Raw genomic sequence first — 13,210 nt, 5'->3', positions numbered from 1 at the left:
GCACACGCGGCGAGGTGAAGCGCGCCATCCCGGCAGGACGACCCGAGCCCACCTTCTCGCCCGGAGGAACAGCGCCCATGATCAGCCGAACGTTCGCCGTGTTTCGCATCGCTCTGCCCGTCCTCGCGGGCGTCGCCGCAGGGGCCGGATCCTCCCTCCTGTTCGCGGAGGCGAGGGGGTCCGAGCGCGCGCCGGAGCCTCGGGCGAGCCTGGTCGACGCGGCGCGGCCCGCGCCCGGGGCTCTCGGGCCGGCGCAGCCCGCCGGCAGCCCGGAGGACGCGGCGCGCGTGCTCGAGCGCTTCCGGGGTGCCCTCGCGGACCACGACCTCGCCCCCGTGGAGCCCGGCTGGGCCAGCCGCACCGGCGCTGCGCTCGGCGAGGCGCTCTTCGGGCTGAAGGACCGTACGCGCTTCAAGATCGTCGAGGTCGACTGCCGCACCCGGTCGTGCGCCGCGACCCTCGAGTGGACCAGCTACACCGACGCAACGAGCGACGCGCCTGCCATCCTGCACGCTCGTTACAGCGCGGAGTGCGGCAAGACGGTCCTGATGCCGCCGCCGGAGGACCCGGCGTCCGTGTACCGGACACGGGTGCTGTTCGACTGCGATCCCGGCGCGCCGGGCGAGCAAGAGTGAGGGCGCCTCGAGCGAGGGCGGCCTACGCCGCGGCCGAGGGCGGCTCGTCGAGGCTTTCCCGGAACGGGGTAGGGTCGGCGGCGAGGCGGCCGCGCGCGGGGAGCAGCCGGCGCAGGCCGCGCAGCCAGCGGGCGAGCGTGGTGCTCCCCGTCTCCCACGGGAACAGGAGCCGCCCGAGCAGGGCGAGCAGCTGATCGGTCGCGAAGCCGATGAGGCCGATCATCGCGATTCCGGCGTACACGTTGTCGAAGTGCCGGTAGCGCTGCTGCTGGTAGAGGAACGCGCTCAGCCCCGATTTCTCGCCGATCAGCTCGGCGACCACGAGGTACGTCCAGGCGCAGCCGAGCAGGATGCGCAGGTCGCGGAAGAGCGCCGGCAGCGCCGCCGGGATCACGACGTGGGCGACGAGCTGGTGGGGCCGGGCGCCGAGGGTCTGCGCGGCGTGGAGCAGGGCCGGATCGACGGAGCGCACCGTGTTCGCGACGACGAGCACCATCTGGAAGAAGACGCCGATGAAGACGATGGTGATCTTGGGCGCGTCCCCGAGCCCCAGCACGGCGACGGCGAGGGCCCCGAACACGGGCGCCGGCATGTACCGCACGAAGTCGACGAACGGCTCGACGAGCCGCGAGAACAGCGCGAACGCCCCGCACAGGACACCGAGCGGGACGCCGACGAGCGCGGCGTAGAAGAAGCCCCAGAAGATGATCTTGCAGCTCTGGAGCAGGCTCTCGTGCAGCCAGTAGTCGCCCGTGCGCTGCGGAGGGGTGGTGAAGGCGGAGTAGAAGGCGCGGCCGACCTCGTGGGGCGCCGGGAGGAAGATCGGATTGGCGCGCTCCCCCTCCGCGAGCCGCTTCCCGGCCCGCGCGAGCTCGACGTTGCGCTGCTCGAACACCTCGCGATCGACGAGCTGGCCCTCGGCGATGTAGGCATAAGCGCCGGGCACGGCGGTGTCGCCCGGGTGGGAGACGTGCACGAGCGGGTGCCAGACGAACGGCACGTAGCTGATGACGCACCAGACGGCGAGCGGCAGCGCGAAGGCGAGCACGCCGAGGCGGAGGCCCGCTCTCCGGCTGATCGGCGCCTGCACCGCGAAGAGGCCCGGCGCGCGGCGCGGGCGAGCCTGCCGGGCGCGCGGGGCAGCCTCGTCCGCCGCGCGCGCCGCGGCCCGCGGCGCGGGCGAGCGGAGGGGCGCCGCGCTCACGGCGCCTGACCTGCCTTGACGGCCTCGGCGGTGAGGCTGGGATCCAGGTAGTCCTCGACCTTCAACGGCGCCTTGTAGATGTTGTGGTTGACGTTGAACTCGTCGACGAGCTTGCTCGATCCGTAGACCGACGTGAGGCCTTCCCCCTTCGCGAGGTGCCTCATGCCGCCCGCGAGGTCGAGGAAGAACGTCCCCTTGAGCAGCGGCGTGTACTGCTCCGGGGTGAGCCCGACGCGCGCGCTCATGATGCGCGCGGCCTCGTCGCGGTTCCTCTCGTCGAGCAGGAACCTGGCGATCCGGTCCCACACCTTGACCACCTTCACCCAGTCGGCGCGGCGCTCGGCGAGGCTCTTCGGGTTGACGACGAGGAGGTCGTAGATGATGCCCGGCACGTCGGCGCTCGTGAAGATGGCGGTCGACCCGGGGAGCTCGCGCAGCGCCTGCCCGCTGCTCGGCTGCCAGGCGACGATGGCGTCGACGCTGCCCGACTTCAGCGTCTGGGGCGTCTGGTCCGTCGGCACGTTGACGATCTGGATGTCCTTCTCGGCGAGCCCGGCGGACTTGAGCGCGTGCAGGAGCAGGAGGTGGCTGACGAACCCGACCTCGACGCCGACCTTCTTGCCCTTGAGCTCGGCGACGCGGGTGATTCCGGGCCTCGCCACCACCATGTCGTTGCCATTGCTGTAGTCGTTGACGACGACGCCCACGCCCGGCGCGCCGCTGCCGCCGGTGACGAGCGCGTCGCCGTTCGTGACGCACACCGCGTCGACCTTGCCGGCCGAGTAGGCCTCCATGGAGGGCACGTACTCGAACCACTTGAAGTCGACCTCCACGCCGGCTTCCTTGAACCACCCCTTCTGGAGGGCGATCTCCCAGGCGACCCAGCCCGGCCAGTCGCTGTACGCGATGCGCAGCGGCGCGCCGGCGGGCTTCGCGGCGGGGAGCGCGCCCGCGGCCGCGCCGGCCGTCGTGGCCGCGGCGGCGCCGGGCGCCTCGTCCTTGGAGGGCCCCGCCTCGGGGCCCGACGACCTCCCGCACGACGTCCCGAGCAGGAGCAGCGAGAGGAATCCGATGAGCCGAACGAGCCACGTCATGGCGCGACCTTTCATCCGGTGGCCGCTACCATTTGCGGTAGGGCAGGAACTTGCCGTGCATGACCACCTTCACGCGGTCGCCCTTCGGGTCGGGGACCTTGTCGATGGTCATCTCGAAGTCGATGGCGCTCATGATCCCGTCGCCCATCTTCTCGTGGATCAGCTCCTTGAGCGTGGCGCCGTAGACCTGCACGATCTCGTGGAAGCGGTAGATCAGCGGGTCGGTGGGCGGCGTCGGCCCGAGGGCGCCCTTGGACGGCGGCACCTGGAGGAGGAGCACCGCCTCCGGGCCGAGGCCGAGGAGGCGGCCGGCGGCGGCGGCCTCGTCGGCGCTCATGCTCTGCTGGCCGAGCAGCGCCGAGGTGGTCCACACCTCACTCCGCCCGACCGCCTCCGCCAGCTGCTTCCAGGTGAGCTTGCGCTCGATCTTTGCTGCAACGATCTGCTCGACCAGCTCCATGCGCGTCATGCGCGCCACCGTACCGGGGGTCGCGTTTCGTGGAGCTCTCCGGCGCGTGAACTTGGCAGCTCACCTGACCCCCTGCCGACGCCGGCAGCGCCCCGTGCCGCACCGCGCCGTGGCGCTGGGCGGCGGCGCGGCGCGGCGCGGCGCGGCGCGGCGCTCGCGGAGGAGCCCGGTGAATTGCCTTTCTCCGCACGCGCAGGCTCGCCACATGTGGCGCGATGGATGCTGCCCTCTTGTCTCAGATGCCCTGGTAGTCCGCTCAGCCAGGCCCTCGGGCCTACGTTTTGCCTGGTCCGATCGATGCAGTTGGAGCTCCTACGACTGGCGTCGACGGAGCTGACCAGCCCGGACGACCAGCTGAACCCGCCGGCGAGACGCCGGAGGGAGCGTTGCCCGACCGATCCGTCACACGCGAGGAACCCATGGCGAACCACAATCAACCCGAGGAGAGCGGGCTCGTCGATCTCGTCAAAGGCGCCATCCAGGACACGCAGGAGCTGATCAAGATCGAGATCGCGCTCGCGAAGAACGAGACCAAGCGAGACGCCTTCAAGCTCAAGAGCGCGGCGATCGCGTTCGGCGTCGCCCTCGTCGCCGCGATCCTGATGATCGCGATGCTCCTCGTCGCGGCGGTGCTCGCGATCGGCGGGCCGGCGCCGGCGCTCGTCATCGCGGCCGTCTTGCTCGTCACGGCGGGCATCGCCGGGCTGGTCGGCTACCGGAGCATCCCGAGGGAGCCGCCGCTCGACGCCACCAAGGAGCACGCCGAGGCCCAGGCCAACACGCTGAAGGAAGAGATCGCATGAGCACGAACACAAACAGCATCGATGACCTGGAGCAGCGCGCCGCCCTGCTCCGCTCCAACGTCCGCGCGAGCCTGGAAGAGCTCGATCGGATAACCGAGCACCCCGGCGGCGCGACGCCCATGGTCAGGGACAGCGAGGCGAAGGACTCGCCGGAGCGCGAGCGCCTCGAGCGGAGGGCCGACGCGGTCCGCGAGGATCTCGTGATGCGCGTCAACGAGATGGGGCGGCAAGCGCGGGCCAAGATCCTGCCGTACGTCACGCTCGGCGGCGCCGCCCTCGCCTTGCTCACGCTCGGCTTCGGCTACATGTTCTACAAGACGCTGCGGCGCTAGCGCGACCCGACCCGGGTCGACCGGGGCAGGGACCTGACCCCGGCGTCGCGCGCCCCGCCCGGGCGAGATCTCCTCGCTCAGCCTTGCGCGAAGGCGAGCAGGTCGCGGCTGAGGCGCTCGCGATGGGTGATGAACAGCCCATGCGGCGCGCCCTCGTACACGACCAGGCGGCTGCCCGGGATGAGCGCCGCCGTCCTCTCGCCGGTGAGCGCGAGCGGCGCCGACACGTCGCGGTCGCCGTGGAGGACGAGGGTCGGGACCGCGATCCGGCGCAGATCGTCCCGGAAGTCCGCCTCCACCGAGGCGCGGTTGCAATCGAGCAGCGCCTTCATCGAGCACTGGAGCATGAGGTGCTGCACCCAGCCCCTCACCGCGGGCGGCGTGTCGTCCACGAAGAACGGCGGCGCGTTGTCGGCCAGCCACCCCGGGTAATCCGCGCGCATCGCCGCGCGCGCCTGCTCGAACAGGCCCCGGTCGAGGCCGACCGGGTTGTCCGCCGCCCGGAGGAGCATCGGCGTGGTCGGCGCCAGGAACACCGCGCGGGCGATCCGGCCTCCGCCATGGCGCGAGAGGTAACGCGCGATCTCACCGCCGCTCATCGAGTGCCCCACCAGCGTGACCTCCCGCAGATCGAGCTGCTCCAGCACGGCCGCGAGGTCGTCGGCGAGCGTGTCGTAATCGTACCCCCGCCCCGGATCACTCGAGCGGCCATGGCCGCGCCGGTCATAAGCGACGCAGCGCAGGCCGTGGTCGACGAGGTCGGTCATCGAATAACCCCACATCTCGCTGCTCAGCGCCCATCCAGAGAGGAACAGCACGGGCTTGCCCGCGCCCCAGTCGCGGTGGAACAGGCGTGCGCCGTCCTGCGCCTCGACGAACGGACCCGAGGCGGGCCGCGGCTTGCGTCGCGCCTCCTGCGCCGACGACTGCCCCGGCGTCGCCGCCGGGCCGCCGTCCACCTCCACCGGTGCCGCCTGCCTGTCGATGTTCTGCTCCCTCATCGCGGTTCTCCTTCCTCGTCACACGTCGTGACGTGAAGTTGAGCCACGACCGAGCGGCGGTCGATTACCTGGGAGGTAATGGAGGAGCCGCGGCGGTCGACCGCCGGCGCTGGCGGCGCTTGATGCCGCCGCTGGCCGGCGGTATCGCCGGGCAGACGCATGACACTCCGCCTTTCCTCCTCTCTCCTCCTCGCCCTTGCGACGGTCGGCTGGCTGCCGGGCTGCAGCGACGGCGAGCCCGCGTCGACCCCCGGCGCCACGACGTCCGGAGTCGCCGCGGGCGGCGCGGGGAGCGCTGGAGACGGCGGCGGGCCCCCCGTCGGCGCGACGACCGACGGCGCGAGCGCCGGCGGCGGGGCCCCCGGCAGCGCGAGCGCCGCCTCGGCGACCGCCGGCAGCACGACCACCGGCGGCGGCGCGGACGCCGTCGCGCCCGGGATCGTCAAGCGCGCCGAGGAGCGGCTCGCGGAGTCGGGGCTCAACGTGGTGTCCTATGGCGGTTACCTGAACGGCGAGTCGTTCCAGCAGGACGTGATCGTGTCCTTCGGCGGCTACCAGTACACCGCCTTCTGGAACACGAGCCGCAACGTCGTCCTCGCCCGCCGGCGGCTGCCCGCCCGACCCGGCGAGGCCGCCGGCCCCTGGCAGAAATTCGACTTCAGGGACTACCGGCTGAGCGCCGACGACGCCCACAACACGATCTCTCTCGGGATCGCGCCGGGCGACGGCACGCTGCACCTCGCGTTCGATCACCACGGCAGCACCCTGCATTACCGCCGCTCCGTCGCCGGCCTCTTGACCGACCCGGAGGGCGCGACCTGGGCCGCCTCGAGCTTCAGCGCCGTGTCGAGCGCGCTGGTCGGATCGACCGCCGTGCGCCTCGTCACCTACCCGCGCTTCGTCACCGAGCCCGGCGGGGACAAGCTCCTGCTCAGCGCCCGCATCGGCGAGAGCGGCAGCGGCGACGAGCACCTGTGGGAGTACGACGCCGCGACGCACGCCTGGAGCTCGCTCGGCGAGTACATCGAGGGCACGGACGCCAGCATCAACGCCTACCTGCACGGCCTCGCGTACACGCGCGGCGGCTCGCGCCTGCACGCGGCGTGGTGCTGGCGGGGCACGCCCGACCCCACGACGAACCACGACCTCCTGTACGTCTACAGCGACGATCACGGGCGCACCTGGCGTAACAGCGCAGGCGCCAGCGTCGCGACCACCGGCGCCTCCTTCGTCAACCGAAGCACGGAGGGCCTCTCGGTGTGGCGCATCGGCGAGAACCGAGGGCTCATCAACCAGGAGCACATGGCGGTCGACGCGAGCGGCCGGGTCCACGTGCTGCTCTCGCATCTGCCCGACGGCGAGGCGGACAACGCGAACTTCACGAGCGCGCGCTCGCGCAGCGAGTTCTTCCACTATGTCCGGAGCCCGGAGGGGACCTGGTCGCGCCACGCCCTCGGCCTGCGGGTGATCGAGAATTTCCGGGGCAAGCTTGCGATCTCCTCCTCCGAGAACGTCTATGCCATCCTCCCGGATCTGCGCATCGCCGGCGCCTCCCCGAGCGACGGCTACGCGACCTGGGCGCTCCTCGACGACACCGACGCGGGGCGGTTCTTCTCCGATCCCCTGATCGACGCCGCCCGGCTCGAGACCTCGGACGATCTCACCGTATATTACCCCGAGCGGAGCTCCGTCGACATCTGGGGCCTGGAGTACACGCTCCGGTGATCCGCGCGAAGCGCGCCGCCCCCACGGCGAGCGCCCGGGTCGAGACCAGAAGTCCGACCTGCCGGGGATCGGCCGCGTCGCCCGCCAGCGACGTTGGACGCGATCCCGACGCCGCGCCGCGCCGCGCACCCTCCCGTGCCCCCGTCGATCTTGTCGGCTGGACAAAAATTTGCGGTGGCGTGATCACATCCTTGCACTGCGGGAATACTTCTGGGCCACACCAGCGAGGTGCAACCTGGGGGACGTTGAACCCTATTGTGCGAGCAGGCATACACTCCCCCCGAGCTTCATCTTTCATTAGCGGAATCCAGCCTCACCGTAGACGACGCGACGTGTTGCGAAGGGCCTGACGCGCTGGGCAGTGTGCGCGCGTCATGGCCACTCGCTGCCATGTCTTCAACGGCTGGGACCGACGTGTCATGTCCATCGCGGCCGGCGCGGGCCGGACCCGTTGATCCTGGGAACCATGGGTATTGACAGCGGGGCGAAAGCTCTGCTCTCTGTCGCATGCTCGCTGCGAGGAGCAGGGCACCTGCGCATCGGTGCTCACCGGGATAGCCACATCGTGTTCGCTCGGATCGACGCGCCGTGATCGCCGGGATCACGCGCGGGATCGCGAGGATCTCCGCAGAATTTCAACAATCGCATGAGGAGCGTCCGGCCTCACCGCCGGACGTCACGGCCCGTGCCCAGCGCGGGCGAGCTGACGACACCTGTCAGCCGCATCAACGAGGGAAACACCGTTATGAGCTACGCACGCATTGGCTTCAGGAAGGGTCGGATCAGATCCTCACTCGTCTGCCTGTTGCTCCCCCTGTCGCTCGCGGCCTTGCCCGCCTGCGGGTCGGATGGCGAGAAGGGCGATCAGGGCGAGCCGGGCCCGCAGGGCCCGCCGGGCGCCCCCGGCGAGCCCGGGGAGAAGGGCGATCCGGGGGACCCGGGAGCGAACGGCGGGCCGGGTGATCCGGCGACGGGCGCGGCCTACCCGGGCAAGTACGTGTCGACCGAGGGCGGAGCGGGGCGTTTTCCCCTGGCGGTGGGCGGCAAGGTTCCTCCCCTGGTCGTCAGCTCCGACGATTACGAGGGCGTGCTCCGCGTCGCCGACGATCTCGCGGCGGACATCGAGCGCGTGACCGACGCCGAGGCGGAGGTCGTCAAGGACGAGATCCCGGACGCGGCGACCGAGGTGATCCTCGTCGGAACGCTGGGCAAGAGCCCCCTCATCGACGGGCTGGTGGAGGAGGGGAAGCTCGATGTCGACGGCGTGTCGGGCAAGTGGGAGACGTTCGTCACGCAGATCGTCGAGGACCCGGCGCAGGGCGTGGACCGAGCGCTCGTGATCGCGGGCAGCGACCAGCGCGGCGCCATCTTCGGCGCGTACGATCTCTCCGCGCAGATCGGCGTGTCGCCCCTGTACTGGTGGGATGACGTCCAGCCCCAGAAGAAGCACGCGCTGTACGTGCTGCCGGGGCTCCACACCCAGGGCGAGCCCGCGGTGAAGTTCCGCGGCTTCTTCATCAACGACGAGAACCCCGCGACGGGCAACTGGGCGGCCAAGATGTTCGGGCCGGGCAAGGCGCCGGGCTACCCGGGCGGGCTCAATCACTTCTACTGGGAGAAGGTCTTCGAGGCCGCGCTCCGCATGAAGGCGAACTACATCTGGCCCGCCGTGTGGGGCAGGGCGTTCGGCGAGGACGACCCGGAGAACCACAAGACCGCCACGCGGTACGGCATCGTGATGGGCACCTCGCACGAGGCCCCGATGATGCAGGGCATCGAGGAGTGGAACCGCCACGTGATCCCCGAGGTGAGGGACGCGGCGGGCAACATCGTCACCGCGAAGACGGATCCCTACGGCGGCACCGGCGACTGGCGCTTCTCCGTGAACTCCGATGCGCTCAAGCAGCACTGGAGGAAGGGCATCCAGCGGATGGTCGACCAGAAGATCGAGGGCGTGGTCACCCTCGGCATGCGCGGCCCCGGCGACGTGAGCCTGCCTCCGGGGGACGGCATCCCGCTCATGCAGGACATCATCGCCTCCCAGCGGGAGATCCTCGAGGAGCTGACCGGACAGGACGTGACGACCATCCCCCAGGTCTGGACGCTCTACAAGGAGATCCAGGGGTACTGGGACGCCGGCATCCGCGTCCCGGACGACGTCACGGTGGTCTGGGCCGACGACAACTGGGGCAACATGAAGCGCCTGCCGCAGCTCGGCGGCGCGGAGCGGGCCGGCGGCTACGGCCTCTACTACCACTTCGACTACGTCGGCGGCGGCCGCAACTACAAGTGGGTCGACACGACGCTCCTGCCCAACGTCTGGGAGCAGCTCCACCTCGCCTACAGCTACGGCGTGGACCGGCTCTGGGTGGTCAACGTCGGCGACTTCAAGAACGAGGAGCTCCCGCTCCAGTTCTTCCTCGACTACGCCTGGAACCCGGACCGCCTGCCGATCGAGCGCATCGGCGAGTGGGAGCGGCAGTGGACCGAGCTGCAGTTCGGCGCGGAGCACGCGGACATCATCGCCGACATCCTGCACGGCTACTCGCTGCTGCAGTCGGATCGCAAGCCCGAGCTGACGAACCGGAAGATCACGGTCGATTACGACCTGCTCGTCACCGAGCCCTCGACCTCGGTCCCGGATCCGGACACCGCCGCCGTCACGTACGACGACAGCGCCAGCCCGTTCAGCCTCACGAACTACAGTGAGCTCGAGCGGGTCGTGGAGGAGTGGGAGGCGCTCGCCTCGCAGGCGGAGTTCGCGGCCAAGCTCCTGCCGCACGAGGCGCAGGACGCCTACTTCCAGCTCGTGCTCTACCAGGTGAAGGCGACCGCCAACCTGTACGCGCTGCGCCTGGCGGGCTTCAAGAACCGGCTCTACGCGCAGCAGGGGCGGGCCGCCACGAACGACATGGCGCAGGTCGCCGAGGCGCGGCTCCAGGACGATCTCGCGCTCTCCTACTACTACAACCACGAGCTCGCCGGCGGGAAGTGGGAAGGCTTCCAGACGCAGCCCCACATCAGCTACGGCGCGCCGGGCAACCCGTCCTGGCAGCAGGCCGAGTACCAGTACAACAACATCCAGGAGTTCATCTGGCCCGAGCTCGTGTCGATCGAGGTCCCCGCGGCGGCCGAGCTCGGCGTGGCGATCGACGGCGCGAGCACGTACTGGACGGCGGACGGGGCGGGCGACGAGAGCGACGCGACGCCCGTGCTGCCGACGTTCAGCCGGTACCAGACGCAGCCCGAGCAGTACATCGAGGTGTTCAACCGCGGCAGCGAGCCGCTCGAGTACACGATCGAGCCCGAGCTCCCGGTCAAGTGCCCCTCCGGCTGGCCCGCGGACGCCCCGTGCCGCCCGTGGCTGACCGTCTATCCGAGCAGCGGCGTCGTCGACAAGGAGGTGCGCGCGACGGTGCGGGTGGACTGGGTCCTCGCCCCCACGACGTACACGGACCCCGAGACGTCGCAGCAGCGTCCGCTGGAGTTCCCGCTCGATATCCCGATCACGGTCACGGGCTCGGATGGAAGCTCGGTGGTGGTCACGGCGCGCGTCGAGGACCCGCGGGGGATCGCCTGGAAGCCGAACCGCTTCATCGAGGCGAACGGCTATGTCTCGATGGAGGCGGAGCACTACAGCCGCGCGATCGGGGCGGGCGACATCTTCTGGAAGACGCTCCCGGACATCGGCCGCACCGGGTCGGGCGTGACGCCGTTCCCGGTGACGTCCGAGCCGCAGCAGCCCGGCGGCACCTCGCCTCGCCTCGAGTACGACCTGCACCTCACCAGCAGCGGCGAGGTGACGGTCTGGGTGTACGTGTCGCCCAGGAACAACTTCCAGAACTGGCAGGAGGGGCTCCAGTACGCCGTGTCGATCGACAACGGCGCGATCCAGAAGGTCAACACGACCTACGCGATCGACCTCAACGGCAACGGGAACAAGATCTGGGAGCGGCACACCTCGGACAACGCGAACATCATGCGCACCAAGCACACGGTCGCCGCGCCGGGTGACCACGTGCTGAAGCTCTGGATGGTCCATCCGGGCGTGGTCGTGCAGAAGATCGTCGTGGACGCGGGTGGCGTGAAGGAGAGCTACCTGGGTCCGCCCGAGAGCTACTGGATGGGCAAGGGACCGCAATAGCAGCGAGTCGCCTGCAATCGCCGGGGAGCCCGCCGCGCGACGTGCGCGGCGGGCTCTCGCCTTTTGTGCGCCCGGCGCGGGCGCTGCCTCGGGGCGGGCGCGGCGGCTCGCCCTTGACGTCTCCGGGCCATCTGGTTTTTCCTCGGCGCCACCTGATGATGACGCAGCCACCGCGCCTCGCTCGACTCGTGCTCGTCACCACGGCGGGTGAGCTCCTGGGCGCGCTGCCGCCCTATCCCGTCGCGACGCCCTGGTGGCAGGAGGCCAAGCCGGTCGTTCAAGGGGCGCGTGAGCACCTCGGCGTCCAGGTGACGGTCCTCCGGATGCTCGCCGCCGAGCGCCCGTGTCCCCACGGCGGAACGGTCACCTACCTCGCGGAGGTCGAGGAGCCGCCGCCGCGCGTCGAGCCGTGGCAGGGGGCGCTCGACGAACACCCGCTCCGGCACCCGTGGGCCCGGCCGGGCGGGCCCGGAGACGACCTCGCCTGGGCAGACTCGGTCCTGCGCGAGCGGGGCCTGGAACGGACGGCGCCCGCCGAGCAGATCCGGTCGTGGAATCTCTCGAGCGTGTGGCGGCTAGAGGCGGGCGGTCAGACGTTCTGGCTGAAGCACGTCCCTCCGTTCTTCGGGCACGAGGGGGCTTTGCTCGCGTGGCTCGCGGGCCGACCCGTGCCGGCGCTCCTCGGCCACGACGGGGGGCGGATCCTCATGCCGGAGATCCCCGGCGAGGATCTCTACGACGCCGAGCTGCCGATCCTGGAGCGGCTGGTGTCGCTGCTGGTCGGGCTGCAGCGCGACGTGAGCGGGCAGGTCGACGACCTCTTGGCGCTGGGGTTGCCGGACTGGCGCGCGCCGGCGTTGACCCGGCTCATCGCGGACGTGCTGGATCGGACGCCCGAGCTGTCCGCCGGCGATCGGACGACGCTCGCCGGGTTCGTCGATGCGCTGCCCGAGCGCTTCCGGCGCCTGGCCGAGACCGGGCTTCCCGACACGCTCGTTCACGGCGACTTCCATCCCGGCAACGTCCGCGGCGACGCGGCGTCGGCCGTGCTGCTCGACTGGGGCGACAGCGGCGTCGGGCATCCCTTGCTCGATCGGTCGGCGTTCCTCGACAGGATCCCGCCGGGCGCCGTCGAGCCGATCCGGAGCGTCTGGAGCCGCGCGTGGCGCGCCGCGATCCCGGGCTCGGATCCGGAGCGGGCGGCGGAGCTGCTCGCCCCCGTGGCGGCTGCGCGACAGGCGGTCATCTACCGGAAGTTCCTCGACGGCATCGAGCCGTCGGAGCATCCCTATCACGCGATGGATCCCGCGGAGTGGCTCGCGCGGGCAGCGGAGTTGGTGCGCTCGCGGCCCTAGAACACAGATCGTGCGGATCGAGCGAGAGATGAGCCGCCAAGGCGCCAAGGACGCCAAGGACGCCAAGAAGAAGACAAAATCTTGGCGTCTTGGCGTCCTTGGCGTCCTTGGCGCCTTGGCGTCCTTGGCGGTTCGAAATTCGGCTCGTTTCGGGCTGGTTCGACCCGTTTGTCGATCTAGCGCTACTGCAGGAAGTTGCCCTGACGCGCTTTGCGAGCCGGTCTCCCTATTTTGAAGCTACGATACCCGGGTTGACGGCGTGACGCTCAGCCAGGAACCCAGAGGCTCGAAGTCCTCGTCGTCGGCAGAGTCATCGCTGCAGGCGACACGGAAGCGCGAGGAAGAGGCGGAGATCGGGCCAGGTAGACGAGTGGCGCGCATGCGAGTGGTGCGCATGAAGGTTCTCCAGGGTTGGACGGGTTGAGCCGCAGGCTTCCGCTCGAAGTGA

10 protein-coding genes are annotated in these 13,210 nt (G+C 70.5%); 6 read left to right on the top strand and 4 right to left on the bottom strand.

Translation table 11 applies throughout. The annotated features are described in order from the left end of the window. Positions 1-77: 77 nt before the first annotated feature. Positions 78-635, top strand: a complete 558-nt coding sequence (locus WMF43_RS37180; protein WP_437672139.1) for a hypothetical protein — start codon at positions 78-80, stop codon at positions 633-635. 22 nt (positions 636-657) lie between these two features. On the opposite strand, the gene WMF43_RS37175 is transcribed toward WMF43_RS37180, so the two are convergent. The 3 genes from WMF43_RS37175 to cynS form a co-directional block, all read right to left on the bottom strand. Then, on the bottom strand, positions 658-1,725 hold the full coding sequence (locus WMF43_RS37175; protein WP_437684165.1) for an ABC transporter permease: 1,068 nt from the start codon (positions 1,723-1,725) through the stop codon (positions 658-660). Positions 1,726-1,835: 110 nt separating this feature from the next. Continuing rightward, positions 1,836-2,933, bottom strand: coding sequence for an ABC transporter substrate-binding protein (locus tag WMF43_RS37170; RefSeq protein WP_437672137.1), 1,098 nt, complete (start codon positions 2,931-2,933; stop codon positions 1,836-1,838). 25 nt (positions 2,934-2,958) lie between these two features. After that, positions 2,959-3,402: a cyanase gene (gene cynS, locus WMF43_RS37165; protein WP_437672135.1), complete on the bottom strand. Its 444-nt coding sequence runs from the start codon at positions 3,400-3,402 to the stop codon at positions 2,959-2,961. 419 nt (positions 3,403-3,821) lie between these two features. Between cynS and WMF43_RS37160 the strand changes: the two genes are divergently transcribed. Continuing rightward, positions 3,822-4,205, top strand: coding sequence for a phage holin family protein (locus tag WMF43_RS37160; protein ID WP_437672133.1), 384 nt, complete (start codon positions 3,822-3,824; stop codon positions 4,203-4,205). Continuing rightward, positions 4,202-4,537, top strand: a complete 336-nt coding sequence (locus WMF43_RS37155; RefSeq protein ID WP_437672131.1) for a hypothetical protein — start codon at positions 4,202-4,204, stop codon at positions 4,535-4,537. Before WMF43_RS37160 ends, WMF43_RS37155 begins: the two co-directional genes overlap by 4 nt. 77 nt (positions 4,538-4,614) lie before the next feature. On the opposite strand, the gene WMF43_RS37150 is transcribed toward WMF43_RS37155, so the two are convergent. Further along, positions 4,615-5,538, bottom strand: coding sequence for an alpha/beta fold hydrolase (locus tag WMF43_RS37150; RefSeq protein WP_437672130.1), 924 nt, complete (start codon positions 5,536-5,538; stop codon positions 4,615-4,617). Positions 5,539-5,697: 159 nt separating this feature from the next. On the opposite strand from WMF43_RS37150, the gene WMF43_RS37145 reads away from it, so the two are divergent. The 3 genes from WMF43_RS37145 (at position 5,698) to WMF43_RS37135 (ending at position 12,762) form a co-directional block, all read left to right on the top strand. Beyond that, positions 5,698-7,263, top strand: a complete 1,566-nt coding sequence (locus WMF43_RS37145; RefSeq protein ID WP_437672128.1) for a BNR repeat-containing protein — start codon at positions 5,698-5,700, stop codon at positions 7,261-7,263. An 805-nt stretch (positions 7,264-8,068) separates the two neighbouring features. Further along, entirely contained in the window at positions 8,069-11,407 is a 3,339-nt protein-coding gene (locus WMF43_RS37140; RefSeq protein ID WP_437672126.1) for a glycosyl hydrolase 115 family protein, read from the top strand. A gap of 155 nt (positions 11,408-11,562) precedes the next feature. Further along, positions 11,563-12,762 (top strand): aminoglycoside phosphotransferase family protein, encoded by a 1,200-nt coding sequence (locus WMF43_RS37135; RefSeq protein WP_437672124.1) that lies wholly within the window; start codon positions 11,563-11,565, stop codon positions 12,760-12,762. The last annotated feature ends 448 nt before the right edge of the window (positions 12,763-13,210 follow it).

The sequence above is a fragment of the Sorangium sp. So ce131 genome, assembly GCF_051519095.1.
GTDB lineage: Bacteria > Myxococcota_A > Polyangia > Polyangiales > Polyangiaceae > Sorangium.
Note: the sequence above shows the minus strand (reverse complement) of the source record. Positions and strands in the feature narration are given on the sequence as shown.